We start from the raw sequence: 25,065 nt of genomic DNA on the forward strand, positions 1-25,065 counted from the left end.
CGGAGAACGGGCCCGGGCACCCTCACCCTGACCCTCTCCCGAGGGGAGAGGGAACACTCGCGGGAATATGCATTTGTCACTTGCGTGTATGCACCGTAGCGAATATTCATGCACGCTCATGCATAAGACGGCGATCGGCATCATTGGAGCGTCCGGGTACTCCGGCGTCGAGGCGACCCACATCCTGGCGGCCCACGAGAAGGTGGAGCTGCGGCTGGTGACCAGCGACAGGTGGCAGGGGGAGGCCGTGGGCCGCCGTCTGGGCATCATGGGTCCGGTGGGGCAGCTGAAGTACGCGCCGCAGGACAAGAGCGCCGAGCTGGCCAGGGAGTGCGAGGTGGTGCTGCTCGCCACGCCGGCCGAGACGTCGCTGCACCTGGTGCCCGGGCTGATCGCCGCGGGCGTGCGGGTGATCGATCTCTCGGGCTCCTTCCGCCTGAGGAACCTCGCCAGCTATCCGGCCTTCTACAACTTCACGCACTCGGCGCCCGAGCTGCTGGAGCAGGCCGCCTATGGACTGCCGGAACTCTTCCGCGAGCGCATTCCCAGCGCGAAGCTCGTGGCCAACCCGGGCTGCTACGCCACCGCGTGCGCGCTGTCGGTGGCGCCGTTGCTGAAGGCCGGGCTGCTCGACGAGGGCTCCCTCATCTTCGACGCCGCCTCGGGAACCACGGGGGCGGGCCGCAAGGGCTCGGAGGACCTGAGCTTCAGCGAGGTGGACGAGGACTTCCGCGCCTACCGCGTGCTGCGCCACCAGCACACGCCGGAGATCGCCCAGACGCTCGCGGGCGTGGCGGGCCGCACCGTGCCCCTGACCTTCACCGCGCACCTGCTGCCGCTCAAGCGGGGCATCCTCGTGACCGCCTACGGGCGCCTGCGCGCGGGCGCCACCGCCGCCGAGGCCCGCGCCGCCCTGGAGCAGGCCTATGCCTCCTGCCCCTTCCTGACGGTGGAGGCCTCGCCGGACGCGGTGAGCCTCAAGGGGGTGGTGGGCACCAACCGCTGCGCGGTGGCCGTGGCCGCCGACACCACGGGCTACGATCCGGGCCGCGTGGTGGTGACGGCCGCCATCGACAACCTGGTGAAGGGGGCGGCCGGACAGGCCGTCCAGAACCTCAACCTCATGATGGGGTGGGAGGAGACGCTGGGCCTCTCCACCCTGCGGGGTTTCAATCCGTGAAGGTACCGCTCGGCTTCTCCTTCTCCGGCATCCATGCCGGCCTCAAGCCCCAGCGCAAGGACGTGGCGCTCGTCTACAGCGACACGCCCTGCTCGGCCGCGGGCTGCTTCACGGCCAACAAGGCCCGGGCCGCCCCGGTGCAGGACGCCGAGCCCCGCCTGCCCGCCTCGGGCATCCAGGCCGTGCTCGTCAACTCGGGCAACGCCAACGCCCTCACCGGCCCCGCCGGACAACAGGCCGTGCGCACCCTGCGGGACGAGCTGGGCCGCGTCCTCACCGTGCCTCCGTCCGCCGTGCTCACCGCCTCCACGGGTGTCATCGGCCATCCCCTGCCCGTGAACAAGGTGGTGACGGTGCTCGGCCCGCTCAAGGACGCCCTGCGCTCCGAGCCCGACTCCGCCGCCGAGGCCATCATGACCACCGACACGCGCGCCAAGCAGACGTGGCGCACGGTGCGCATCGGTGGCCGGGACGTGACGGTCTCCGCCATCTTCAAGGGCTCGGGGATGATGCACCCCTCGCTGGCCACGGTGATCGCCGTCATCACCACGGACTGCGCCATCCAGCCCGGCGTGCTCGCGGCCGCCCTGCGCGAGGCGGTGTCCACCACCTTCAACAGCCTGACGGTGGACGGGGACATGAGCCCCAACGACACCGTGTACGCGCTGGCCAACGGCCGGGCCGGCAACCCGCCCATCGCCGATCCCGGGCCGGAGCTGACGGTCTTCACCGCCACGCTCTCGGACCTGTGCCTGGAGATGGCGCGGGAGATCGCCTCGGATGGCGAGGGCGCCACCAAGCTGCTGCAGGTGGAGGTCTCGGGCGCGCCGGACACCGCCATCGCCCAGGACCTGGCGCGAGCCGTGGCCGGCTCCACGCTGGTGAAGGCCGCCGTCTTCGGGGCGGATCCCAACTGGGGCCGTGTGCTGGCCACGGTGGGCGCGCGTGCCGGCACCCAGGGCTACGCCGTGGACCCCTACTCGGCCCACGTCCGCATCCAGGGCATCTCCGTCTACGACGGCGAGCCGAAGCCGTACGATCCGGCCCACCTCAAGGCGCGCATGCGCGAGCCCGAGGTCCGCGTCGAGGTGTGCCTCACCGGCGGCGAGGGCTCCTCCATGGCGTGGGGGTGCGATCTCTCGTACGACTACGTGAAGATCAACGCGGACTACACCTCGCTCATCGTCCCGAGGCCCGACGGTGGCGTGGGCCGGGATGATCGGCTGGCCAACTACAGCCCCGCGTTCAAGACGACGCTGCTCGTCGAGGCGCTCTCGTACATCTCCCGCTTCCGGGGCAAGCGCTGTGTCATCCGCTACGGCGGCGCGGCCATGGTGAAGGAGTCCCTCAAGCAGGCCTTCTGCCGGGACATCGAGCTGCTGCGCTCGGCGGGCCTGCAGCCCATCATCGTTCACGGTGGCGGGCCGGAGCTCACGCGCACGCTGGACAAGCTCGGCCTGCGCCAGGAGGACGGGCTCATCACCGACGCCTCGGGTCTCAAGGTGGTGGAGATGGTGCTGTCCGGCTCCGTCAACTCGGAGCTCGTCACCATCCTCAACAACATGGGGGACCGGGCGGTGGGCCTGTCCGGCAAGGACGGCGCGCTGCTGCGGGCCCGGCGGATTCCCGTGGAGGATGGCCGCTCCCGGGAGCACGTGGGCGAGGTGACGCGCGTCAACCACGAGTTCCTGGAGATGCTGCTGGGCCAGGGCTACGTGCCCATCATCTCCCCGGTGGGGCTGGGCGAGGACGGACAGACGTACGACCTGGGCTCGGACGCGGTGGCGGCCGAGGTGGCCAGCGCCCTCAAGGCCCACAAGCTCATCTACCTGCACGACGCGCCAGGCATCCTCCGGGGCGAGGAGCTCTTCAACGAGCTCACGACCGAGCAACTGGAGGTGCTCCTGACGGCGGGCGCGTTCGCCGGCAGCATGCAGACGCGGGCGAAGATGGCGCTCAAGGCCCTGAGTGGAGGCTCCGTGGAGCGCGTGCACGTCATCGACGGGCGCGTCCCGCACAGCCTCATCGCCGAGCTCTTCACCGACAAGGGTGTCGGAACGCTCGTCACCCGCTGAGGCACGGCCATGAGGACCTCGAACGTGAGTCCGCTTCGCACCAACGGAGACAAGGCGGCGCGGCAGGAGACGATCCGCCGCATCATCCGCGCGCACAAGGTGTCCACCCAGGACGAGCTGGGACAGCTCCTGGCGCAAGAGGGCTTCGACGTCACCCAGGCCACGCTGTCGAGGGACCTGGCCCAGCTCGGCGCCATGCGCGTGTCCCTGCCCCAGGGCGGCACGGTGTACGGGCTGGAGGAGGCCCCACCGCCCTCGGGCGAGGACCGGCTGCGCGAGCTGTCGGAGATGGTCCTCTCGGTGGAGGACAACGAGATGTTGGTGGTGGTCCGCACCCGCCCGGGCTCGGCGCCCCTGGTGGCGTCGGCCATCGATCAGGCCCGGCTGCCCGAGAACCTGGGCACCATCGCCGGAGATGACACCATCTTCGTCGCCCCGGCCCGTGGCAAGTCCACCCGTGTATTGAACCGGAAGTTGAAGTCCCTCTTTGGAAAGGAAGAAACCCCGTGACGATTGCCAAGACGGCCGCCTCCGGCGGGCCCGGCCTCCACCCGGAGGTGCTGGCATTCACCAGCTCGCTGGCGCTCGACAAGGCGCTGCTCACCGAGGATCTGGTGGGCAGCATGGCCCACCTCACCATGCTGTCGCGCACCCGGCTCATCCCCGCGGAGGACGCGCGCGCCATCCGTGAGCAGCTCGTGGCCATCTGGAAGGCCGCGCAGGGCGGCACGCTCGTCCTCGCGGAGGAGGAGGACGTGCACATGGCCGTGGAGGCGGAGCTCACCCGCGTCCTCGGGGAGCGCGCGGGCCTCTTGCACACGGCGCGCTCGCGCAATGATCAGGTGGCGTTGGATCTGCGCCTGCACGTGCGCGAGAAGGTGGCCGAGGCGCTCGGCGTGCTGGCGACGCTGCTGGACGGACTGGCCGCCCGGGCCGAGGCGGAGCGCGACACGCTCCTCCCCTCGTACACGCACCGGCAGCGGGCGCAGCCCATCTCGCTGGCGTACCTGCTGTGCGGGTACGGGGCCATGTTCACCCGGGACGTGGACGCGCTGGGCTTCGTGCTGGAGCAGGTGGCCTCGCTGCCGCTGGGCGTGGGCGCCATTGGCGGCACGTCGCTGCCCATCGACCGCGAGGTGACGCGCGAGCTGCTGCGCTTCCCCCGCGTGACGATGAACGGCCTGGACACGGTGGGAGACCGGGACTTCGCGATGGACTTCGCGTACGCGGCCATGCGCTCGCTGCTGCACGCGAGCCGGGTGGCCACGGACTTCTACGACTTCGCCTCGCCCGAGTTCGGCTTCGTGAAGCTGGACGGGGAGATCGCCTGCGGCTCGAGCATGATGCCGCAGAAGCGCAACCCGGACGTCTTCGAGCTGATCCGCGGCAAGTCGGGGCGTGCGGTGGGCAACCTGAACACGCTGGCGGTGCTGGTGAAGGGGCTGCCGGGCGGGTACAGCCGGGACTTGCAGGAGGATCGGCAGGTGCTGCTGGAGACGGGGCCGCTGCTGACGAGCGTGCTGTCCATGCTGAACCTGGCGCTGGGCAAGGTGTCCTTCGACAAGGAGCGGTGCTTCGCGGCGGTGGAGTCGGACTACATGCAGGCCACGGACGTGGCCGAGGCGCTGGCGATGAAGGGGATTCCCTTCCGCACGGCGTACAAGGCGACGGGGGCGCTGGTGCGGGCGTGCCAGGAGCGCGGATTGCCGCTGGCCAAGGTGACGCTGGAGCTGGCACAGTCGGTGGACCCGCGTTTCGACGCCGAGGTGCTGAAGAGCGCGGATCCGCGGCGTGCGGTGGAGCGCAAGGCCAACGCCGGAGGGACCGGACCGGCGTCGGTGGAGAAGCAGATTGCCGGGTTGAAGTCCCATGCGGCGCGGGCGCGGGAGATGGCGGCTGCCATTCCCCGGCTCGCGGCCCTTTTCGATTCCTTGCAGGAGGCAGCACTGTGAAGCGCGATTTTCTGACCCTGGCCGACCGCACCGAGGCCGAATACCGGGCCCTGTTCAAGCGGACGCACGCGCTCAAGGCAAGCCGCAAGCGCAAGGAAGTGGTGACGACGCTGGCGGGGCGGCACCTGGTGCTGGTGTTCGAGAAGTCCTCGACGCGCACGCACCTGTCGTTCGAGGCGGCGATGTACCAACTGGGCGGCACGGTCTCGACGATCACCGCGGGCAGCAGCCAGATCGCCCGGGGCGAGACGATCGAGGACACGGCGCGGGTCATCTCCGGCTACGCGGACTGCATCATGTTCCGCACGTTCGGGGACGATCGGCTGACGGCGTTCGCGAAGGCGTCGCAGGTGCCGGTGATCAACGGCCTGTCGGAGGGCGGGCACCCGGTGCAGATCCTGGCGGATCTGTTCACGGTGGAGGAGCGGCTGGGGACGGTGAAGGGCAAGACGATTGCCTTCCTGGGTGACTGCGCGAGCAACATGGGCCGCTCGTTCGTGGAGGCGACGCGTTTCTTCGGGTTCAACCTGCGGCTGGGGTGCCCGGAGGGATACCGTCCGTCGGCGGAGCTGCTGGCGCAGGCGGGAGCGCGGGTGCACGTGACGGCGGACGCGGCCGAGGCGGTGAAGGGCGCGGACGTGGTGGTGACGGACGTGTGGACGAGCATGGGCCAGGAGGCGGAGTCGGCGAAGCGCATGAAGGATCTGCACGACTACCAGCTCGACGAGGCGCTGCTGGCGAAGGCGAACCCGGGAGCGATCGTGCTGCACTGCCTGCCGGCGCACCGGGGCGAGGAGATCACCGGCGGAGTCATCGACGGTCCGCAGTCGGCGGTATGGGACGAGGCGGAGAACCGGATGCACGTCCAGAAGGCGCTGCTGGAGCAGCTCATCCTGGGTTGATGATCACCCGCTCCCTCTGGGAGAGGGCTGGGGTGAGGGTGTTCTCGAAACCAGAGCCCCCCACCCCACCGTTCCGCCAATAGCCACCTCACTTGTTGCCATGGAAGCGGACTCCGGACAGAGTCACCATTCATGAGAACCCTGGTGGGGTTGGGCTACTCCGGCTGGACCGAGAAGGCGCGCTGGGCACTGGACCACCATCGCGTGGCGTACCAGTACCGCGAACACATTCCCCTGCTGGGCGAGCTGCGGCTGCGGCTCCATGCACCTTCCGGGCAGCGCGGCACCGTCCCGCTCCTGCTGGATGGCTCGAAGGCCACGATGGGCTCGTACGCGATCGCGCAATGGGCCGAGCGTCAGGGCAAGGGCTCCCCGCTGTTCCCCGCGGCGTCGCTCCCGGAGATCGAGCAATGGGAGCAGCGCAGTGACGCGATGCTGCGCGTGGGGCGCGCGTACATGGTGCAGCGGCTCCTCCAATTTCCCGAGGCCCAGGTGGAGGCCCTGCCCTCGTTCGTCCCCGGGATCGCCCGGGGCCCGCTGAAGCCCATGGCGCGGATGGCGGCCCTCTTCCTCGCGAACAAGCACGAGGCGGCGAAGGACCCGGAGGCGTCCCTGCTCGACACGGTCGTGCCCGGGCTCGAGCAACTGCGCGCGGGGCTCCAGGGCAGGAAATACCTCACCGGCGCGTTCTCGTACGCGGACATCACCATGGCGCTGACGCTCCAGTGCATCCAGCCCGTGGACGAGCTCTTCATCCCGCTGGGGCCGGGCCGGAGGAAGGCCTGGGCGCACCCGGCGCTCGCGGAGCGGTTCGCCGACCTGGTCCGCTGGAGGGACCAGCTCTACACCGAGCACCGCCCCGTTCCGGTCGGTCCCCACGAGAAGCCCTGAAGCCCGCTGTTCGCCAGGCGGCAGATGCAGGGTGGAGTTCTCAACGAACGCCGGGGCGCGGCTTCCGCTGGGAATTCCAGCAACACATTACTTACCTGGAGATGCAAGAAACCCGGGGGGATCTCCATGACCGAGGATTGTGTTTCGGGTGAGGCCGTCCTGAATAAGGGGCATGTGGTCTCACCGCCGGGGTTGCCCTACCGGGAGCTCTTCCTGCACCTCGCCGAGCATTCGCCGGACGCGGTCTTCACCAAGGATCTCCAGGGCCGCTACACCTTCATCAACAGCGCCGGGGCCAGCTTCCTGGGTCGTCCGGTGGAGGAGATCCTCGGCCACAAGGACGACGAGCTGGTGCCCGCCGGGGAAGCGGAGGCCACCATGGAGTTCGACCGGCAGGTGCTGCTCGCCGGGCGGGTGCTGCACTCCGAGATGAGCGAGCGCATGGCGGGGTCGCAGCGCGAGTGGTTCTCCACCAAGGGCGTGCTCCGGAGTGAGGATGGGCAGGTGGCCGGGCTGTTCGGCATCGCCCGGGATCTGTCCACCCAGCTGCGCGGAGAAGAGGCCCGGCGCCGCAACGAGGCGCTCTTCCGGTTGGCGGTGGGGGGCAGCTTCGACGCCTTCTTCATCCTCCGGGGCGAGACCGAGGGGATGCGCGTCCTGCACCTCAACACCCATGCCGAGACCCTGCTGGGCTGCCGCGCGCGCGAGGCCGAGGGGCACTTCCTCGCCGAGTTCCCCCATGCGGCCTTCATCGCGCCTCCCGCGGCGTGCGAGGCGTTCTGGCGGACGGGCAAGCCCCAGGACGAGGAAGTGCTCCAGGAGTTGCCCGGAGCCGGGCGCCGCTGGTTCCGCCGCGAGCTGCGGGCCGTGGGCGACTGTCTGGCCGTCACGGTCCGGGACATCACCGAGCAGCGCGAGAGCGAGGCACGCCTGCGGCTCAACGAGCGGATGGCCGCCATCGGGATGCTCGCGGCGGGCGTGGCGCATGAGATCAACAACCCGCTCGCGTTCGTCTCCAGCAACCTCGGCTTCATCCAGACGGAGCTGCGCCAGTTGGAGCAGCCGGAGGACGTCCGGAGTGATCTGCTGGAGGCGGTCGCCGAGGCGCGTGAGGGAGCCGAGCGCATGCGCCTCATCGTGCAGAGCCTGCAATCACTCTCGCGAGGGGATCCGGTGTCTTCCCATCCGCTGGATCTCCACGAGGTGCTGGAGACATCCCTCCACCTGGTCCGGGGCAAGGTGTGCAGCCGGGCCCAACTGGTGCGCGACTACGGCGAGCTGCCCCAGGTGCAGGGCAACGCCGTGCAGCTCGCCCAGGTCTTCGTGAACCTGCTGGTCAACGCCGCGCAGGCCATGCCCCAGGGAGGTGGGGAGCTCCGGCTGAAGACGCGCGTCCAGGACGGCTCGCACGTGGTGGTGGAGGTGCGGGACACCGGCTGTGGCATCCCGCCCGAGAACCTCGAGCGCATCTTCGAGCCCTTCTTCACCACCAAGCCCGCGGGGGAAGGCACCGGCCTGGGGCTGCCCATCAGTCACGAGATCATCCGCGCACTCGGAGGTGAGCTGTCCGTGGAGAGCACCGTGGGCGAGGGCACCACCTTCCGCGTCCGCCTGCGCACGGCAGCCGAGTCCTTCACGGAAGCCCCGGAGCCCACGAGCGCGCGCCAGCCCCTGTTGTCCTAGTGGAGCACCGTGGATGTTCCCTCTCCCTCTGGGAGAGGGCCAGGGTGAGGGTCGTCCCGTCAGCGCGCGTGTTGCGCGAAGAAGTCCCACATGATGGTGGTGGCATCGGGGCCGGAGGGATCGGCGAACGGGTAGCTGGCATCGCCACCGGGCCAGGCGTGATCCATGCCCTGGATCTCATACTTCTGGACCAGCAGCCGGCCCCCGTATTCGTAATTCTTGACGTAATAGCCGCGGCCACCCGGAACGCTGTCATACCAGACATCCGTGGGCGCATAGGGCACGCTGTTGTTGTCGCGGCCATCATCGCCGTAATCATTGGTCTGCAGGAATTGCTGCACGGTCTGCTCGCCGTTGATGGGATTGACGACGCTGTCCTCGGAGCCATGGATGACGAGCACCGGCACTGGCCAGCGCCGCTGGCCCGAGCACGCCCAGGCGTCACGGCCGCGGGCATTGGGATCGTAGATGCTGCCGAACGCCATGGCATAGGCGCTGCCGGAGGCCGTGGTCGCGCCCTTGTACATCGCCCCCGCCCCGACCATGCCGGCGGCGAACACATCCGAGTAACAGGCGAGCAGGATGCTCGTCATCACCGCGCCAGCGGAGACGCCCCCGGCATAGACACGCTGGCCGTCCACCTGGTAGCGGCTCTTCACCCAATCCACCATGCCCACGATGATGGAGGGCTCGCCCATGCCGCGCTCCTGGTTGGTGGCGAGCATGAAGTTCCAACATTGAGTGCCATTGGAGGTGGTGGACTGGTTGGGATAGAGGACCAGGAACGTCTCGGCGTCCGCTTTCTCATTCAGACGCGTGAGGCCAGCGAACTGATCGGGATTCTGGAGACAGCCATGGAGCCCGACGACCAGGGGGATCCGCTGGCCCGGCACATACCCATCCGGGACCCAGAGCTGGAAGCCGCGAGTGCCCCAGAGATTCGTATAGCTGCCGTGGACCCACGAGCCCGCCTGGGCCGGGGTTCCAGACAGCGCGAACAGCACGAGCAGCCATGCACCCATGCGCCAGAAGGCGCCGAGACTCCGCTTCATGGTTCTCTCCTTGTTGCCTGCTTCGGTGTGAGCCCTTCGGTCAGCTCGCGCCCAACATGCGCAGCGCCAATTCGGCGTGGGCGTCCGCGAGCGCGCCAGGAGTGAGTGCTCCCCCCGGCTCGTACCAGTACGGGATGCGCACACCCATCGCGGAGATCGCCGCCGCGGTCACGAGCGGCTCTGGAGGAGAGAACCGTCCCATCGCCACGCCACGCGCGATGACCTCGCGCAGGAGGGCGGAAGACTGGTCGCGCAGCGCCACCGCGGGTGCGGCGAGCTCGGGCGGCAGGGCGTGGATCTCCTCGTTCACCACGATGGCCAGGAGTGGATGGGTCGCATGCGTGAAGGTGTGGGCCCGGATGAGCGCCCGGACCTGCGCGGCCGGCTCGGTGCCCGCCTCCAGCAGCGCCGCGCGAAGGGCTTCGTGGTGCGCCTCATGCCCCACCCTGACGAGCTCCGCGAGGAGGTGCTCCTTGGAGGGAAAGTGCGAGTAGAGCGCGCTCGGCCCGAGCCCCAGCTCCTTCGCCACATCCCGGACCGACGTGCCGTGGAACCCCTGGCTGGCGAAGAGCCGCAGGGCGGTCTCCAGGATTCGCCGCCGCGCCCCCTCGGGCACCGAGGGCGGGAGGCTCACCTTCTGGCCCTGCAGACGTGCTCTGGGAAGGGAACGCATGATCCACCTTGATGAACGAACGTTCGTTCAATTAGCATCCATACCACGCCTGAAGGGTTCTATTCAAATCGTTCATACGAACGATCATTCACTCCGGTGCCCGCCGGAATCCGAGGCCGCGACCATGCCCCTGCTCCAGCTCAACGGTTTCTCCCTCCACTACGAGGAGTCCGGTACGGGCACGCCCGTGCTGATGCTGCACGGGCTCGGCTCCTCGGGACGGGACTGGGAGCTCGTCGCGCCCGGGCTCGAGGCCCACCACCGCGTCATCGTTCCCGACGTGCGAGGCCATGGACGCAGCGGCAAGCCGGCGGGTGCCTATGGGGTGCCGCTCTTCGCCCGGGACATCGCCGCCTTGTGCGATCGGCTCGGTCTCGCCAACGTGCACGTCGTCGGGCTCTCGATGGGCGGGATGATCGCCTTCCAGCTCGCGGTGGACAGGCCGGAGCTGGTGCGCAGCCTGACCATCGTCAACAGCGGGCCCGACATGGTTCCGCGCACGATGCGCATGAGGCTCGCGCTGGCGGCGCGGGTGCTGCTGCTGAAGTCCCTCGGACCGAAGCGCTTTGCCCGGATGCTCGCACCGAAGCTCTTCCCCAAGCCGGAGCAGGCGGAGCTCCGGCAGAGGGTCGAGGAGGCGATTGGCGCCAACGAGCCGGACGCGTACATGCGCGCGACCCGCGGGCTCGTCGGCTGGAGCGTCCTGGCGCGGCTGAAGGAGATCTCCTGCCCTGTCCTGGTCCTCGCCTCCGATCGCGACTACACGCCCCTGTCCGCCAAGAAGGCGTATGTCGACCTGCTCGCGAATGCCCGCCTCCAGGTGGTGACGGACTCCGGCCATGCCTCGCCGATGGATCAACCCGGGCAGCTCATCGATGCGGTGAAGGCCTTCCTCCTCGAGCTCGAGGGGCCGGCCCGCGACACGCGAAGCCTGGGCTGAGCTTCAGCGCAGGGGCAGGGACACCATCGCCTCGGCGAAGCGCTCGAACACCTGGTTCGCGGTGAGCGTGGGCTGCTCGTCGATGTTGCCCAGCATCATCGCGAAGACGACGCGGGGGTGCTCGGGATCATGGGGACGCTCGGCGACGCCCACGAAGGCCTTCTGCCCCGAGAGCGTCCCCGTCTTGGCGCGGATGAGCCCCTTCGCTCCGTTGTTGGCGGCGGTGTTCGCCAGCGTGCCGTCCACGCCCGCGATGGGCAGGCTCTCCAGCAGCGCGGGGCCGTACGGCTCCTTCAGGCTGGTGTAGATGACCCCCACCAACCCCTGCGCGGTGGCCACGTTGTAGCGAGACAGCCCACTGCCATCCGCTGCCCGCAGCAGACGCGGGGAGATGCCCCGGCGTGTGAGCTCCTGCGCCATCGCGTCTCGCAGCGCGGTGTAGCTCTCGGTGCCCGTGCGCTCGCGGGTGAAGCGCAGGCCGAGCCGCTCGGCGTACAGGTTGAGCGACTCCTTGTTCGTCACCTTCACCAGCTCGGCCAGGGACGGGCTGACGAACTCCAAGAGCGGCTCGCTCGTGGTGGCCGTGGGCACGGCCGCCGTATGCGGAGCGGCCGGCACGCGCCAGATGCCACGCACGGCCAGGGACTCCTCCAGGCACGAGGAGAACAGGGCCTGGGGATCGTCGATGGCGACACGCATGTTGGCCTTGCGCGGGCACTGCTCCGCCGTCGAGCGCCACACGCAACGGATGCTCCCACTCCCCCGCTCGCGCACGCAGCCGAGCCCGGCACGCTGGGCGTTCGGCTCCAGGTACACCACGGTGGGCGGTGCCTCGAAGGCCGGGCTGTAGCGCACCGTGATGGGCCGCCGGGGCTGGGTGTTGCAGTCCTGGCCCTCGGGGCGCTCCAGCGACAGGTCCACCACGTTCTCGCGGAAGACGAAGAGGGACGGGGCGGCGCTGTAGGCGTAGGCCGCATCATCCCAGGCCCAGCCCGGACCGAAGAGGCCATAGGGCCCCTCGTCCGCGTTGTTCACCCGCACCGCTCCAATCCACTGCCGGATACCCCGCGTGTGGATGGCCTCGGCGAGCTGCTCGCAGGCCACGGTGGTCTCGGGGAAGCGCCACGAGCCCAGTGAGGGATCTCCCGAGGCCTCCACCACGAGATCCCCGAGGAAGAGGTTGCCCAGTTGCGTGCCCTCGAGCCGCACCGGCGTGTGGAAGCGGTAGTCCGGGCCGAACGCGGACAGCGCCGCGGAGGTGGACACCACCTTCATCGTCGACGCGGGCAGCAGGCGCACGTGCTGATGACGCGCGTAGAGGGGGATGCCCGTGGCGGCGTCCACCATGAAGACACTGGCGAGCGTGCCTTCGTTCTCCACGGATTCGAAGAGGGAGTCCGCCACCGTGGTCAGTGACGGCGGCGGCGGACGGGTCGTCACGCGGGGAAGACAGGCTGGCAGCACGAGGGCCGCCAACAGGAGCGTCGCGAGGGGGGAACGGCGCATGAAGCTCAAGCTACCGTCCCCTCACGGGGGTGTCGACGCTGGGGTTGCGTACGGAGTACGGCTTTCGTGCGGACGTCCACAGAGGGGGCGGGGGGGCAACCCGGGAGCCGGATACCCTCACCCCGTCCCTCTCCCGGGGGGAGAGGGGTTGTTGACGGCGTGGGGAGTTACTGACGGAAGGGCTCCCCTCCTCCGACTCCCCTACTTCCTGGCCAGGTAGTCCTGGAGCGGACGCACCGTCTGCTCCTTGCGCAGCAGCGCCTCCAGCGCCCCCACCGCCATCCGCGCCGCCTGCACCGTCGTGTAGTACGGCACGCTGTGCATCAGCGACTCGCGCCGGATGGAGAAGCTGTCCGCGATCTCCTGCTTCCCGAACGTCGTGTTGATCACCAGGACGATCTGCCCATCCACGATCTTGTCCACGATGTGCGGCCGGCCCTCCTGCACCTTCAGCACCTTCTGCGTTTCGAGCCCCTTCGTCGCCAGGTAGTCGTGCGTGCCGCCCGTGGTCACGATCTGGAACCCCAGCGAGCGCAGCCGCCTGGCCAGATCCACCACCGCTGGCTTGTCGTCGTTCTTCACCGAGATGAAGACCTTGCCGCTCCTCGGCAGCTTCACGCCCGCCGCCTGCTGGCTCTTCGCGAAGGCCGACGCGTAGTCGTCCGCGATGCCCATCACCTCGCCCGTGGACTTCATCTCCGGCCCGAGGATGACGTCCACCCCCGCGAAGCGCGCGAACGGGAACACCGACTCCTTCACCGCCACGTGCCGGAACTCGGGCTCCTGCGTCGCGCCCAGCTCCGCCAGCGTCTTGCCCACCATGCACAGCGAGGCGATCTTCGCCAGCGGCATGCCCGTGGCCTTCGAGATGAACGGCACCGTGCGGCTCGCCCGCGGGTTCACCTCGAGCACGTAGATCGTCTTGCCCTGGATGGCGAACTGCACGTTCATCAGGCCCACCACGCCCAGTTCCTTCGCCAGGGCGATCGCCTGATCCTTCATCCGCTCCACCAGGTCCGGCGACAGCGAGTGCGGCGGCAGCGTGCACGCCGCGTCACCCGAGTGCACCCCCGCCTCCTCCACGTGCTCCAGCACTCCGCCCACCAGCACCGCGCCCGTCTTGTCCGCCACCAGATCCAGGTCCACCTCGGTGGCGTCCTTCAGGAAGCGGTCGATCAGCACCGGGTGCTCCGGCGACGCGCTCACCGCCTCGCGCATGTACCGCTCCAGGCTCTGCTGGTCGTACACGACCTCCATCGCCCGGCCGCCCAGCACGTACGAGGGCCGCACCATCACCGGGTAGCCGATGCGGTCGGCCACGCGGTAGGCCTCCTCGTGGCTGCGCGCCACGCCGTTCTCCGGCTGCGTCAGCCCCAGCTTCTCGATGAGCTGCGCGAAGCGCTCGCGGTCCTCGGCCCGATCGATGGCGTCCGGCGGCGTGCCGAGAATCGGTAGCCCCGCCTTCTCCAGCGGCACGGACAGGCGCAGCGGCGTCTGCCCGCCGAACTGCACGATGGCGCCCACCGGCTTCTCGCGCTGTGACACCTCCAGCACGTCCTCGATGGTGAGCGGCTCGAAGTACAGGCGGTCCGACGTGTCGTAATCCGTGGACACCGTCTCCGGGTTGCAGTTGACCATCACCGTCTCGTACCCGGCCTCGCGCAGCGCGAAGGCCGCGTGCACGCAGCAGTAGTCGAACTCGATGCCCTGGCCGATCCGGATGGGGCCGCTGCCCAGGATGAGCACCTTCTGGCGCGGGGTGGGCGGCGCCTCGTCCTCCTCCTCGTACGTGGAGTAGAGGTAGGGCGTGTAGGCCTCGAACTCGGCGGCGCAGGTATCCACCCGCTTGAACACCGGCCGGATGCCCTTCTCGTGCCGGCGCGCCCGGACATCGGCCTCGGTGCAGCCCAGCAGCTGCGCCAGGTACCTGTCCGCGAAACCGTCCGCCTTCGCCGCGCGCAGCACCTCGTCCGGCACCTTCTCCAGCTTGCCGAACTCCTGGATGCGCTTCGCCTCGTGCACCAGCGCCTGGATGTGACGCAGGAACCACGGGTCGATGGAGGACAGCTCGTGCACCTCCTCCACCGTCATGCCCTCGCGGAAGGCCTGCACCAGGTAGCCGGGCCGCTCGGGACGGGGCACGCGCACGTGGTCGCGCAGCACCTTTCGCCGCTCGTCCTTGTCCTCGGGCAGCTCGGGGGACTCCAGGCCCGTGCGGCCGGACTCCATGGAGCGCATCGCCTTGAGGTAGGCCTCGCGGAACGTGCGGCCGATGGCCATCACCTCGCCCACCGCGCGCATGCTGGTGCTGAGGGTGCGGTTGGCGTGGGGGAACTTCTCGAAGTTGAAGCGCGGCACCTTCACCACCACGTAGTCCAGCGTGGGCTCGAAGGAGGCCGGGGTGTCGCGGGTGATGTCGTTGCGCAGCTCGTCCAGCGTGTAGCCGAGCGCCAGCTTCGCCGCCACCTTGGCGATGGGGTAGCCCGTGGCCTTCGAGGCCAGCGCGCTGGAGCGAGACACGCGCGGGTTCATCTCGATGACCACGATGCGGCCATCGCGCGGGTTGACGCCGAACTGGATGTTGGAGCCACCCGTGTCGACGCCGATCTCCCGGATGATGCGCATGGACGCCTCGCGCAGCCGCTGGTACTCGCGGTCCGTGAGCGTCTGGGCGGGGGCCACGGTGATGGAGTCACCGGTGTGCACGCCCATGGGGTCCAGGTTCTCGATGGAGCAGACGATGATGACGTTGTCCGCCGAGTCGCGGACCACCTCCAGCTCGTACTCCTTCCAGCCGAGCACGCTCTCCTCGATGAGGATGGTGGAGGTGGGGCTGGCCTTGAGGCCGGAGCGGCAGATGGCCTCGTACTCCTCGCGGTTGTAGGCGATGCCGCCGCCGGTTCCACCCAGGGTGAAGGAGGGCCGGATGATGGCGGGGAAGCCGATCTCCTCGGTCAGCGCGAGGGCCTGCTCCATGGTGGTGGCGTAGCCGCTCTTGGGCAGCGCCACGCCGATGCGCTCCATGGCCTGCTTGAAGAGGAGCCGGTCCTCGGCCTTGTTGATGGCCTCGAGCGAGGCGCCGATGAGCTTCACCCCGTATTTCTCGAGGATGCCCTGTTCGGCGAGCGCCTTGGCCAGGTTGAGCGCCGTCTGTCCGCCCATGGTGGGGAGGACGGAGTCGGGGCGCTCCTGGGCGATGATCCGCTCGGCGACCTCGACGGTGATGGGCTCGATGTACGTACGGTGGGCGAACTCCGGGTCGGTCATCACCGTCGCCGGGTTGCTGTTCAAGAGGACGACCTCGACGCCTTCCTCCCGCAGTGCCTTGGTGGCCTGGGTTCCTGAGTAATCGAACTCGACCGCCTGGCCGATGACGATCGGGCCAGAACCGATGACGAGGACCTTCCGGATATCGTTACGCTTGGGCATCGAGGGGGGCCCAATAGCAACCTTCGCCCCCTCTTGCACGAACCGTGTGAAACGGGTAGCGGGGGGTTTCGGAGGTGGAGCCCGCCAGGCGGCAGGGGGGGCGGTCCCAGGCGGCCGGGCGCTCTGCTAGTCTGCGCTCCGTTTTCCGGAGGTTTCATGCGTCGCTGGTCCCTGGCCCTGCTCCTCACCCTCGCCGCTCCCGTCTTGGCCCAGGAGGCCCAGGAAGCCCCCGCCGCGGCCCCGGCATCCGAGCCGGCCCCGGCTCCCGCCCCGGCCCCGGCTCCCGCTCCTGCCGCCGAGCAGGCCGCGCCCACTGAGCAGGCAGCGCCCGCCGGAGAGTCGGCGCCCGCCGAGAAGCCGCGCCGCCGCCGCAAGCAGGAGGCCGCCGCCGAGGCACCCGCCGCCGCCCAGGCTCCGGCTCCCGCGGCCCCGGCTCCCGCTCCGACCCCCACTCCCACTGTTCAGGCTCCGGCTCCCACGGTCCCGGCGGCTCCGGCTCCCGCCCCCGAGCCCGGCAGTGTCCAGGATCAGGTGCGCAACGAGGCCCGCTACCTGGTGGGCTATCTGCTCACGGGTGACGTGCGCAGCACCGTGTCGATGCTCTCCTTCCCCTTCCAGCTCGAGGAGCGGAGGTTCGACGCGCCCGAGCCGCTGGTGGTCACCTGGGTGAAGGAGCTGCGCAACAAGCGGACGGACCTGGTGACGCTCTACGACGTGGAAGTGCTGCCGTACGCGGAGATGGAGAAGAAGTACGGCAAGCCGCCCGCGCGGTTGGGCGCCATCGTCCCGCGCGGCACCGAGGTGTACGCCGCGGTGGCCAACCTCTCGGGCCGCGCGGCGGTCCTCCTGTACCGGCAGGACGGCGACGGCTGGAAGGCGTTCGCCTATACGGACTGACCGCAGGAGCCGGAACTTCGGGGCTCGTGGCCATCGAAGGAAGAGAGCCCCTCTTATACTCAGGGTGTACTCGCGAGAGGGGCGGTCATGCGGATTGGAGTACTAATGCTCGTTGGTCCCATCCTGCTCGGCCTGGGGTGTGGTCATGAGCGCTCGGCTTCCATCCGGGAGCCCTCCGCTACAGCGAAGCAGGAGCGTCATGGGCCTGACACCGAGGTCGAGGACGAAGGCGTACGCGCCAAGGGGAGCACCGTCTCTTCCCGCGTCTCGGTGCTCATCGCCAACGGACAGTTCGCCGAGGCAGAAGCCCTGATCGCCGAGGGCGTCGCGTCGGGGCTCCTCTCCCAGCCTCATGCAACCCGGTTGTTGGAGCGCATCGCCCAGTTGAACATGAAGCTCGGCGAAATCTCCGCGAGGCTCCAGCGCGCTCCGGACTTCCCCTCGCAGCTCAAGGACTACACCCTGTTTCAGATCAAGCGGATGCTGGACAGGGGCGACTTCAGCCTCGCCACGGAAGCCCAATTGAGAATGGCCAAGAAGCTGCTCGAGAACCCGGATCGCTTGATGGACAAGGTGAGGTAGGCCGTGGCGCATCCCAGCCTTGATGAGCTGACGGCCATGTTCCAGGCGGCCCGGAAGGCGGGAGAGGCCGACAAAGACAATCCCGAGCAGCTCCGAATCCACCGAGAACTACTCGCGGCCTGTCCTGCGTTCACCCCCAACCTCCTGCGCCTCGCCCGGCTGCTCCAACTCATCGAGCAGCCCAGCGTGGATGCTCGGGAGTCTTTCTCGGAAGCCCAGCGGCTGCTGGAGCAGGCGGTACAGAGTTCGGAACGAAGTGCTCCCTCGTTGGTGGAGCTCGGCTACTTCCTGGACGATCTCCGCAACGCCCCGGAGGACGCGTTCGCGCTCCATCAGGAGGGAGCTGCGAAGTCCTTGGAGACACTCGAGTACGCGTGGGCGGGAATGATCCGGCACTGGACCGACACGCGAACTCGCGAGTCGCTGTCACAGGCACTCCAACTCGGGGAAAGGGCCCTGAAGGTCTTCCCCGAGTCCGAGCGCATCCTCTACTACGTCACGGACGCGAGGCGTTACGCCGCTCAGCAGGGAATGATCCCAGTTGGGGAAGAGTGATGCCGCTGACCATAGCCCTCACGTAAGACCGGGTTCGGCAGGACGCATCCCTGACACCCATCAAAACGGCTCGGTACGGAAGGGCTCGCCGCCTCTACTCGCCCGCCTCCTTTTGTTCCCCCCTCCTTCGAATTGCATGGAGTCTCTCCACAGCGGAGAAGGGGAAAAGGGCGCGGTGCTGGATGTTCGCGTAGAACGCCGCCAGATAGCGCTCGCTCCCAATCTGGATGACGGCCTGCGCAGGATGCTCGGCCTGAGCACCCCACCAGGCCTCCGCCTCGTCACGCGTGTTGAACGTGGCCACCGCAGGAGGAAGACCGTTTCGCGTCATCTCCTCGATATGGATCGCAATCGCCAGATCTGGAACAAGCGCACGGCGTTCTCCGTCGCGAGACGAAAGGACGACGTGGTACTCGTCCGCGATCAACAAGAGGGCCAGATCGGGCGACTGGGGCCTTTCCCTGATCCAGACTTCTGCGTCGTCGCGGGTGTTGAAGGAAGCGATGACCCACGGGGGAGACTTGCATTCATCACTGCGGTAACGCTCGAACTCATAAGACTGCCCATTCCGCCAAACGAACCAGAGTGCGTCGATGGCAAGGAGAAACAACTCCTTCTCCTCGGGAGACTGAGCATGTTCCCGGTTCTTCCCGAGGAACTCCTGCGCTTCGAGCATGCGGTCGAAAATCGTCACGGCACCACCGCCGTGAATCGGGGCTCGCCATCAACTTCCGAGGAGGCCAATGCGGCCGCTGGAATCAAGGCAATGAGCGCCCCAGGGGGAAAGGCCACGATGAAGGCAACTCCCGCAACGACGACAACACTTCCCACCAACACCTCGTGACGATTGCGCTTCAACCAGTCAACCGCTTGATTCGTGGCCGAGAATTCTTGAGGGCGGCGCCTCTGCAACTCCTCGCAATCGCGGTACGGCTGCCAGCAGCCCTTCCTGCAATGCTCCTCCTTGGCGCGATACGAAGTGATGTGCGAATAGTCCTCGGAAAGAGGCTGACTCAGGCAACTCGCAATGCACGCGTCGAACTCCGCATGACAATCGCGCGAGTGCGCAGCCGCGGGCACGATGCGGCCATGGGCCCTCTCCGCACGCGGCTGGAGCCTGAATTGCGAAAGATCGAATTCCACAACGGGGCGCCAGCTGTGTGTGAGGTGACCGCTGGGGGACTCCTGGATGACGAGCACGTACTGGTCGAGCTCTTCGACGGCTGGGGACAAGCTGCCGCCAGCCATCTCCACGGGCCCACGGGTGCTCTCATCATGAGCCGGCCCCGGACCTGCCGGTCCGGATGCACAGCCCGCTACGAGCACTCCCAAGAGGGCCAGTGTCCCCAACTGCAACTTCCCGCTTCTCATCTGGCCGAAGCTAGGCGGGCGATGGGGGCGGCACAAGCGTCTCAGCGCGTGGAGCCCACGAACTCGCGGAAGCGCTCCAGACCCTTGTGCAGCTGCTCGCGCGAGGTCGCGAAGCTCATCCGGAGGTAGCCCTCCACGCCGAACGGAGCACCTGGCATCGCGCCCAACCGGAAGTCGTTGAGCAGGATCTCCGAGATCTGCATCGACCCCGTCAGCGGCTCGCCCTTGTACGTGCGCCCCAGCAGGCCGCTCACGTTGGGCAGCACGTAGAAGGCGCCCTCGGGACGCCGGCAGCGCACGCCTTCAATCGAATTGAGCGCATCCACCACCATGTCCCGCCGCCCCCGGTACTCCTCCACCATGGGCACGAAGATGTCCTGCGGCCCCTTGAGCGCCGCCACCGCCGCCTTCTGCACGAAGGACGCCGCGTTCGACGTGGACTGGTCCTGCACCATCTGCATGCCCGCGATGAGCCACCTGGGCCCCGCCGCGTAACCCAGGCGCCAGCCCGTCATCGAGAAGGCCTTGCTCATCCCGTTGATCACCACCAGCCGCGGCACCAGCTCCGGCGCCACGTTGCCGATGTTCAGGAACTCGCCCTGGTAGAGCAGCTTCTCGTAGATGTCATCGCTGATCACCAGGCACTCGTGACCGCGCACCGCCTCCGCGATTCCCTCCAGCGCCGCCCGCGAGAACACCGCCCCGGACGGATTGCTCGGGCTGTTGAGGATGATCGCCTTCGTGCGCGGCGAGAGCGCCCGGCGGATGGCGTCCGGATCCGGCGCGAAACCGTCCTCCTCGCGCGTCTGCACGAAGACGGGCTTGCCACCCGCCAACTGCACCATCTCCGGGTAGCTCACCCAGTACGGCGCCAGGATGATGACCTCGTCGCCCTCGTTCAGCAGCGCCTGGAAGGCGTTGTAGATGGCCTGCTTGGCCCCCACCGACACCACCACTTGATCCGGCGTGAACGTGAGGCGGTTGTCCCGCTCCAGCTTGCCGCAGATGGCCTCGCGCAGCTCCGGGATGCCCGCCGTGGGCGTGTACTTCGTGAAGCCCTGCCGCAGGGCCTCGATGGCCGCCTGCTTGATGTGCTCCGGCGTGTCGAAGTCGGGCTCGCCCGCCACGAGACCCACCACATCCACGCCCTGCGCCGCCAGCGCCTTCGCCTTCGCGTTGAGCGCGAGCGTGGGTGACGGCTTGATGGCCTTGAGCCGGTTCGCAAGATTCATGGCTGGTGACTAGCAGCGCGCCCCCCGGCTGGACAAGAAGCCCGGAGTCACCAGTGAACAGATCCACGCCCTGCCACGGTGCGCCAACGACTCTCGGCCCACCGCGTCATCGAGCCGCGCTTCTGGCGCCGCTCAGCCCTGCTTCGCGTACTTCGCGCGCAACACCTTCAGCACGTTGGGCGGAACCAGTCCCTCCACGTTGCCGCCGAACGAGGCCACCTCGCGCACGAGCTGCGACGACACGTAGAAGTAGTCCTCGCCCGTCATCATGAAGACGGTCTCGATGCCGGGTGCCAGCTTGCGGTTCATGTTCGCCAGCTGGAATTCGTACTCGAAGTCCGAAACGGCCCGCAGTCCGCGCAACAGCACGTTCACGTTGCGCTTCTTCGCGTACTCCACCAGGAGTCCGTGGAAGGCATCCACCTCGACCCGCGGATCCTGGCACGCATCGAGGATGAGCTGCTTGCGCTCTTCCTCACTGAAGAGCGGGACCTTCTTCGGGTTCACCGCCACAGCGACGATCACCCGATCGAACATCTGGAGTGCGCGCTGAATGATGCTGAGGTGACCGTTGGTGAGCGGATCGAACGAGCCCGGATAGATGGCGGTGCGCATGCATGCCCAGTCTCGACGCACCGTGACAACCGGTCAAGGAATGCGGAACAGACTGATCAAGGTGTCACCGAAACGCCGCTGATCCACCCGCTCGAAGCCCTCGTGGGACTCGGGGGCCGCCTCCCGCTTGTCGTGCTCGACGACCACCGTGCCCCCGAGGGCCAGCACCTTGTTCCGGGCGATCCCCTCCAGCACCGTCTCCACCACCCGGGCCGCGTACGGCGGGTCCGCGAAGACGAGCTCGAACCTGTCCCCCCTCCGGCCGAGCACCTCGAGCGCCCGCTCCACCGGCTGCGCGAGGATCTCCACCCGCGTGCCAAAACCCAGCGTCTCCGTGTTCGTCCGGCAGAGAGACAGCGCCTCGCGGTCCGAATCCACCAGCACGGCCCGGGTGGCCCCTCGCGAGACGGACTCGAGGCCCAGCGCCCCCGTCCCCGCGTAGAGGTCCAGCACCTTCTGCTCCTCCAGCCACTGGCCGAGCACGTTGAAGATCGTCTCGCGCACCCGGTCCGCCGTGGGGCGGATGTGCTTCGACGTGGCCTTGGGGCCCGCCAGCGCCCTTCCCTTCGCACTGCCCGCGACAATCCGCATCAGTCGCCCCGCTCCGCCAGGAAGAGCATCGACTTCCACCCCGTCCGCGACGCGCCCAGCGCCGCCAGCACCTCGCAGGCCTCGGTGAAGGTCAGCGCCTCCAGCCGCGTCGCCTCCGTGCCATCCAGTGCCGGAAGCTGCGCGCCCATCACCCCGAGCAACTCTCCCGCTCCCAGTCCGGCCTTCTCCGCCTTCTGCTCCAGGCTCGCGCGCACCTGCTCCGGAAACGAGGCCAGCGCCAGCCGCTCGAAGGGCGCCGTGCACTCCACCTTCTTCACCCCCGCCGCCACGTACGTCGGCAGCACCCGCGCCGAACGCCGCCCCGCCTCCCCCACCGTCACCCCTACCCCGTACTGCCCCGCCAGCTCCACGAGGCTCCGCAGGAACTGCACGTCCTGATCCTCCTCGCCCAGCAGGGCCGCGGACACACGCAGGAAGAGCACCGCCAGGCCCCGCCGCCGCAGGCCCTCCAGGAGATCCCTGGCGCCGTCCAGCTCACTGCCCTCGGCGCCCGCGGGCAGTGACACCTCCAGCGCCAGCTCCCGCTCCACCACCGGCCCGGCCAGCCGCCGCACCGCATCCGCCGCCGCGCCCGCGTCCAGCCGCGTCACGTCCAGCGACACCAGCGAGAAGCCCGCGTCCACCAGGCGGAAGAGGCCCTCCTCGAGCTGCCCCAACGTCTCCGGCTCCGCCCTCGGCACCCGCACCGGCCCCGCCTGCAGGAAGACGGGGCGCGTGTGGCCATCCGCCTCCGCCACCTCCTGCACCGCGGCCATGAAGCGCTCGGCCGCGCCCCGGTCCGCCAACGGGTGCTGGCACAGCAGCCCCAGCACCGCGTCCTCGCTCCGCGCCGCCGCCAGCAGCCCCGGCAACATCGGCCGCACGGGCACGGGCGCACACGGCAGCGCCGCCGGTACCCCCTCGAGCGCCGCGAGCAGATCGCGCGGGTTGAGCGCGGGCAGCCGCGAGCGGGTCCCCAGCCGCGCCACCACGCTCGTCGGCCTCAGCGTCAGCACCTTGTCGAGCACGTTCATCCGGAGAACGAGAATCATCCGCTCCCGAGGGGGGCCGCAAGCGCGATATGGGGAATTTCGTTCAGCCCCTCACCTGGCGCGCCCCCCAGGGGACGGGCGTCAGGGCGCCGCGCAACCCGAGGCGGTGGACACGCTGAGCGGTGTGGCCGTGCGCACGAGGCTCTTCGTCACCACCCGCACGTCGGACACCGACACGCTGGCGCCCTCGGTGTACTCCGACTTGCCCTCGACGGGAGAGAAGGCGGCATGGGTCGGCGCCTGCACGCAGCCCGCCCCCTTGGGGAAGACCTGGAGCAGTGTCAACTCCGGGCCCGACAGGGTGAAGGAGAACGTCGAACCATCGGGTCCGGGCGCCACGTGGAGGCCCGCGTACCGGGCATCCAGGAAGGAGCCATCGGCGCCGAAGCGGGCGAGCACCTGGGTGCGCACGTCGGAGCCGAGCGCTCCACTGTTCGCCACGAAGGACATCCACGTGTCCTCGCCCATGGGGACCAGCGAGTGGCCGCTGCCGAACTGGAGCGGGGCCTGGGTGCTCCCCGTCGAGGTGGCCACCGTCTGCCAGAGCTCCGCGCGGCTCATCTTCTGGAGGCGGCCCGAGGCATCGAACGCCGTGAGCACGAACGGGCTCAGCGCGGCCACGTTGTCACTGCGCGTGGAGTCGTTGCCCAGCCCCACGAGGAACGAGCCATCGGGCTGGACGCGAAGGCCCGCGAGGCTGTGGCCCTGGGCGGGCCCGGGGGAGGCGAAGCTCTTCCACGCCACCCTGCCGTCCAGGGAGAACTTCGTCAGGCCGATGCCCGACATGCGGCCGCCCAGGCCCAGGGGCACGCCCGCCGCGACGAAGCCATCGCCCGCCGCCACCACGTGCACCGCGGGGATCGTCTTCGCCCAGACGGGCGTCAGCGACGCATCCACCCGCATCAGGTTGCCCGCGGCGAGCAGCAGCCCCCCGTCGTCGAGCACCAGGGCGCGGCCGGGCGCGAGGCCGTACTCGACGGCGCGAGCCACGCTTCCATCCGCCCCCTCGAGCCGCAGCACCCGGAGCGAGCCGGGATAGGACTCTCCCGCGAGGACGAAGACCGAGTCCTCCGGGCCCGGCAGCACCTGCGACGGAACGGTCCGCTCGTCGATGCGCACGGCCCACTTCGGCCTCATCGAGGAGTCGAGGCGGATGACCGCGAGATCGGCGCTGTAGCCCTTGTCGTCCGCCAGCAGTGCCGACAGCACCACGTCCCCGCCCGGCAACGCGGTGATGACGCCATTGCGGTACTCGACGTAGAACCGCGAGTCATTCAGCGTCAGCGTCGCCGCGGTGTTCTCCCGGGGAACCCCACCACCACCTCCTCCCCCGCCCCCACCCCCCACGAGCCCGCAGGCCGTCAGCACGCACAACAAGGCACCACACATCCACCGCGCACACATCATGTGTCCATTCTCCCAGGTACGGGTATCAGAACCACTACTCTACCTGGGCGCCCAGGGAGTGTATCCAATACGCGTGGGGCCAACGGTCTGGAGGAAGGACGAGACGAGCCCCTCACGGCCTCCCGGTCGTAGAAGGCGAGCGTCTAGAAGAAGCGGCTCAGTGCACCTCGCCCTGGTGGGCGTAGGTCTCGCTCTCGATCTGGATCGTGGTGTGGTCGATCCCGAACCGCTCGAAGAGCTCGTGCTTGGCCGCGGTGAGGATGTGATCGTTGTTGCAGACCATCGGATCCTGCACCACCAGGTGCGCCGACAGCGCGTGCATCCCGCTGGCGATGGTCCACACGTGCAGATCGTGCACGTCGCGCACGCCCTCCACCTTCAGCAGCAGGCCCTTCACCACCGACAGGTCCACGTGCGCCGGCACCGCCTCCAGCAGTACGTCCACCGCGTCGCGCACCAGCCGCACGGCGCCCACGACGA

At 68.8% G+C, this 25,065-nt stretch carries 23 protein-coding genes; 11 read left to right on the top strand and 12 right to left on the bottom strand.

Features of this window, described 5'->3' with window-relative positions:
• Positions 1–118 precede the first annotated feature (118 nt).
• From argC to Q664_RS02170, 7 genes are all read left to right on the top strand, one after another.
• Positions 119–1,180 (top strand): N-acetyl-gamma-glutamyl-phosphate reductase, encoded by a 1,062-nt coding sequence (gene argC / locus Q664_RS02140; protein WP_043389334.1) that lies wholly within the window; start codon positions 119–121, stop codon positions 1,178–1,180.
• Complete coding sequence (argJ, locus tag Q664_RS02145; protein WP_043389336.1) at positions 1,177–3,255, top strand: bifunctional glutamate N-acetyltransferase/amino-acid acetyltransferase ArgJ; 2,079 nt, start codon at positions 1,177–1,179, stop codon at positions 3,253–3,255. Before argC ends, argJ begins: the two co-directional genes overlap by 4 nt.
• Positions 3,256–3,264: 9 nt before the next feature.
• On the top strand, positions 3,265–3,765 hold the full coding sequence (gene argR, locus Q664_RS02150) for an arginine repressor (protein ID WP_063934645.1): 501 nt from the start codon (positions 3,265–3,267) through the stop codon (positions 3,763–3,765).
• Positions 3,762–5,207 (top strand): argininosuccinate lyase, encoded by a 1,446-nt coding sequence (gene argH / locus Q664_RS02155; protein ID WP_052517567.1) that lies wholly within the window; start codon positions 3,762–3,764, stop codon positions 5,205–5,207. Before argR ends, argH begins: the two co-directional genes overlap by 4 nt.
• Entirely contained in the window at positions 5,204–6,109 is a 906-nt protein-coding gene (gene argF / locus Q664_RS02160; RefSeq protein ID WP_043389339.1) for an ornithine carbamoyltransferase, read from the top strand. Before argH ends, argF begins: the two co-directional genes overlap by 4 nt.
• 132 nt (positions 6,110–6,241) lie before the next feature.
• On the top strand, positions 6,242–7,000 hold the full coding sequence (locus tag Q664_RS02165) for a glutathione S-transferase family protein (protein ID WP_043389342.1): 759 nt from the start codon (positions 6,242–6,244) through the stop codon (positions 6,998–7,000).
• Between the two features lie 126 nt (positions 7,001–7,126).
• Complete coding sequence (locus Q664_RS02170) at positions 7,127–8,683, top strand: ATP-binding protein (protein WP_052517568.1); 1,557 nt, start codon at positions 7,127–7,129, stop codon at positions 8,681–8,683.
• A 59-nt stretch (positions 8,684–8,742) separates the two neighbouring features.
• Here Q664_RS02170 and Q664_RS02175 read toward each other — a convergent pair whose 3' ends face one another.
• Positions 8,743–9,735: an extracellular catalytic domain type 1 short-chain-length polyhydroxyalkanoate depolymerase gene (locus Q664_RS02175; RefSeq protein WP_043389343.1), complete on the bottom strand. Its 993-nt coding sequence runs from the start codon at positions 9,733–9,735 to the stop codon at positions 8,743–8,745.
• Between the two features lie 40 nt (positions 9,736–9,775).
• Positions 9,776–10,408, bottom strand: a complete 633-nt coding sequence (locus tag Q664_RS02180; RefSeq protein WP_043389345.1) for a TetR/AcrR family transcriptional regulator — start codon at positions 10,406–10,408, stop codon at positions 9,776–9,778.
• Positions 10,409–10,532: 124 nt separating this feature from the next.
• Here Q664_RS02180 and Q664_RS02185 point away from each other — a divergent pair, with 124 nt between their 5' ends.
• Positions 10,533–11,348: an alpha/beta fold hydrolase gene (locus Q664_RS02185; protein WP_043389347.1), complete on the top strand. Its 816-nt coding sequence runs from the start codon at positions 10,533–10,535 to the stop codon at positions 11,346–11,348.
• Between the two features lie 3 nt (positions 11,349–11,351).
• On the opposite strand, the gene dacB is transcribed toward Q664_RS02185, so the two are convergent.
• Positions 11,352–12,854, bottom strand: coding sequence for a D-alanyl-D-alanine carboxypeptidase/D-alanyl-D-alanine endopeptidase (gene dacB / locus Q664_RS02190; RefSeq protein WP_043389386.1), 1,503 nt, complete (start codon positions 12,852–12,854; stop codon positions 11,352–11,354).
• A gap of 201 nt (positions 12,855–13,055) precedes the next feature.
• Positions 13,056–16,283, bottom strand: coding sequence for a carbamoyl-phosphate synthase large subunit (carB, locus tag Q664_RS02195; protein ID WP_043389349.1), 3,228 nt, complete (start codon positions 16,281–16,283; stop codon positions 13,056–13,058).
• Between the two features lie 156 nt (positions 16,284–16,439).
• Here carB and Q664_RS02200 point away from each other — a divergent pair, with 156 nt between their 5' ends.
• From Q664_RS02200 to Q664_RS02210, 3 genes are all read left to right on the top strand, one after another.
• The gene (locus Q664_RS02200) at positions 16,440–17,180 is read left to right on the top strand and encodes a hypothetical protein (protein WP_043389351.1); all 741 of its coding nucleotides are present in this window, start codon (positions 16,440–16,442) and stop codon (positions 17,178–17,180) included.
• Between the two features lie 105 nt (positions 17,181–17,285).
• On the top strand, positions 17,286–17,762 hold the full coding sequence (locus Q664_RS02205; RefSeq protein WP_043389353.1) for a hypothetical protein: 477 nt from the start codon (positions 17,286–17,288) through the stop codon (positions 17,760–17,762).
• Positions 17,763–17,765: 3 nt separating this feature from the next.
• Positions 17,766–18,317: a hypothetical protein gene (locus Q664_RS02210; RefSeq protein WP_043389354.1), complete on the top strand. Its 552-nt coding sequence runs from the start codon at positions 17,766–17,768 to the stop codon at positions 18,315–18,317.
• Between the two features lie 94 nt (positions 18,318–18,411).
• On the opposite strand, the gene Q664_RS02215 is transcribed toward Q664_RS02210, so the two are convergent.
• The 8 genes from Q664_RS02215 to Q664_RS02250 form a co-directional block, all read right to left on the bottom strand.
• Positions 18,412–19,011 carry a hypothetical protein gene (locus Q664_RS02215; RefSeq protein WP_052517569.1) on the bottom strand — a complete coding sequence of 200 codons (600 nt, stop codon included), beginning with the start codon at positions 19,009–19,011 and terminating at the stop codon, positions 18,412–18,414.
• Entirely contained in the window at positions 19,008–19,571 is a 564-nt protein-coding gene (locus tag Q664_RS60445; protein ID WP_235216518.1) for a hypothetical protein, read from the bottom strand. The genes Q664_RS02215 and Q664_RS60445 overlap by 4 nt, the downstream gene beginning before the upstream one ends.
• 158 nt (positions 19,572–19,729) lie before the next feature.
• Positions 19,730–20,920, bottom strand: a complete 1,191-nt coding sequence (locus tag Q664_RS02225; RefSeq protein ID WP_043389356.1) for a pyridoxal phosphate-dependent aminotransferase — start codon at positions 20,918–20,920, stop codon at positions 19,730–19,732.
• Between the two features lie 132 nt (positions 20,921–21,052).
• Positions 21,053–21,535, bottom strand: coding sequence for a pantetheine-phosphate adenylyltransferase (gene coaD / locus Q664_RS02230; RefSeq protein WP_043389358.1), 483 nt, complete (start codon positions 21,533–21,535; stop codon positions 21,053–21,055).
• Positions 21,536–21,568: 33 nt separating this feature from the next.
• On the bottom strand, positions 21,569–22,126 hold the full coding sequence (rsmD, locus tag Q664_RS02235; RefSeq protein ID WP_043389360.1) for a 16S rRNA (guanine(966)-N(2))-methyltransferase RsmD: 558 nt from the start codon (positions 22,124–22,126) through the stop codon (positions 21,569–21,571).
• On the bottom strand, positions 22,126–23,178 hold the full coding sequence (locus Q664_RS02240; RefSeq protein WP_326938655.1) for a hypothetical protein: 1,053 nt from the start codon (positions 23,176–23,178) through the stop codon (positions 22,126–22,128). The genes rsmD and Q664_RS02240 overlap by 1 nt, the downstream gene beginning before the upstream one ends.
• An 81-nt stretch (positions 23,179–23,259) precedes the next feature.
• Entirely contained in the window at positions 23,260–24,585 is a 1,326-nt protein-coding gene (locus Q664_RS02245; RefSeq protein WP_043389364.1) for a hypothetical protein, read from the bottom strand.
• A 157-nt stretch (positions 24,586–24,742) separates the two neighbouring features.
• Positions 24,743–25,065, bottom strand: a 323-nt coding sequence (locus Q664_RS02250) for a cation transporter dimerization domain-containing protein (RefSeq protein ID WP_043389389.1), incomplete at its 5' end; no start/stop codon positions are given.

This window comes from Archangium violaceum Cb vi76 (assembly GCF_000733295.1).
In the GTDB taxonomy this organism is placed as follows: domain Bacteria; phylum Myxococcota; class Myxococcia; order Myxococcales; family Myxococcaceae; genus Archangium; species Archangium violaceum.

What these genes read in the sequence shown, in the direction of transcription:
- argC (WP_043389334.1), top strand. Translation starts at nt 119, where the DNA reads ATGCATAAGACGGCGATCGGCATCATTGGAGCGTCCGGGTACTCCGGC.
- argR (WP_063934645.1), top strand. Translation starts at nt 3,265, where the DNA reads ATGAGGACCTCGAACGTGAGTCCGCTTCGCACCAACGGAGACAAGGCG.
- Q664_RS02165 (WP_043389342.1), top strand. Translation starts at nt 6,242, where the DNA reads ATGAGAACCCTGGTGGGGTTGGGCTACTCCGGCTGGACCGAGAAGGCG.
- Q664_RS02170 (WP_052517568.1), top strand. Translation starts at nt 7,127, where the DNA reads ATGACCGAGGATTGTGTTTCGGGTGAGGCCGTCCTGAATAAGGGGCAT.
- Q664_RS02175 (WP_043389343.1), bottom strand. Translation starts at nt 9,735, where the DNA reads ATGAAGCGGAGTCTCGGCGCCTTCTGGCGCATGGGTGCATGGCTGCTC.
- Q664_RS02180 (WP_043389345.1), bottom strand. Translation starts at nt 10,408, where the DNA reads ATGCGTTCCCTTCCCAGAGCACGTCTGCAGGGCCAGAAGGTGAGCCTC.
- Q664_RS02185 (WP_043389347.1), top strand. Translation starts at nt 10,533, where the DNA reads ATGCCCCTGCTCCAGCTCAACGGTTTCTCCCTCCACTACGAGGAGTCC.
- dacB (WP_043389386.1), bottom strand. Translation starts at nt 12,854, where the DNA reads ATGCGCCGTTCCCCCCTCGCGACGCTCCTGTTGGCGGCCCTCGTGCTG.
- carB (WP_043389349.1), bottom strand. Translation starts at nt 16,283, where the DNA reads ATGCCCAAGCGTAACGATATCCGGAAGGTCCTCGTCATCGGTTCTGGC.
- Q664_RS02200 (WP_043389351.1), top strand. Translation starts at nt 16,440, where the DNA reads ATGCGTCGCTGGTCCCTGGCCCTGCTCCTCACCCTCGCCGCTCCCGTC.
- Q664_RS02205 (WP_043389353.1), top strand. Translation starts at nt 17,286, where the DNA reads ATGCTCGTTGGTCCCATCCTGCTCGGCCTGGGGTGTGGTCATGAGCGC.
- Q664_RS02225 (WP_043389356.1), bottom strand. Translation starts at nt 20,920, where the DNA reads ATGAATCTTGCGAACCGGCTCAAGGCCATCAAGCCGTCACCCACGCTC.
- coaD (WP_043389358.1), bottom strand. Translation starts at nt 21,535, where the DNA reads ATGCGCACCGCCATCTATCCGGGCTCGTTCGATCCGCTCACCAACGGT.
- rsmD (WP_043389360.1), bottom strand. Translation starts at nt 22,126, where the DNA reads ATGCGGATTGTCGCGGGCAGTGCGAAGGGAAGGGCGCTGGCGGGCCCC.
- Q664_RS02240 (WP_326938655.1), bottom strand. Translation starts at nt 23,178, where the DNA reads ATGATTCTCGTTCTCCGGATGAACGTGCTCGACAAGGTGCTGACGCTG.
- Q664_RS02245 (WP_043389364.1), bottom strand. Translation starts at nt 24,585, where the DNA reads ATGATGTGTGCGCGGTGGATGTGTGGTGCCTTGTTGTGCGTGCTGACG.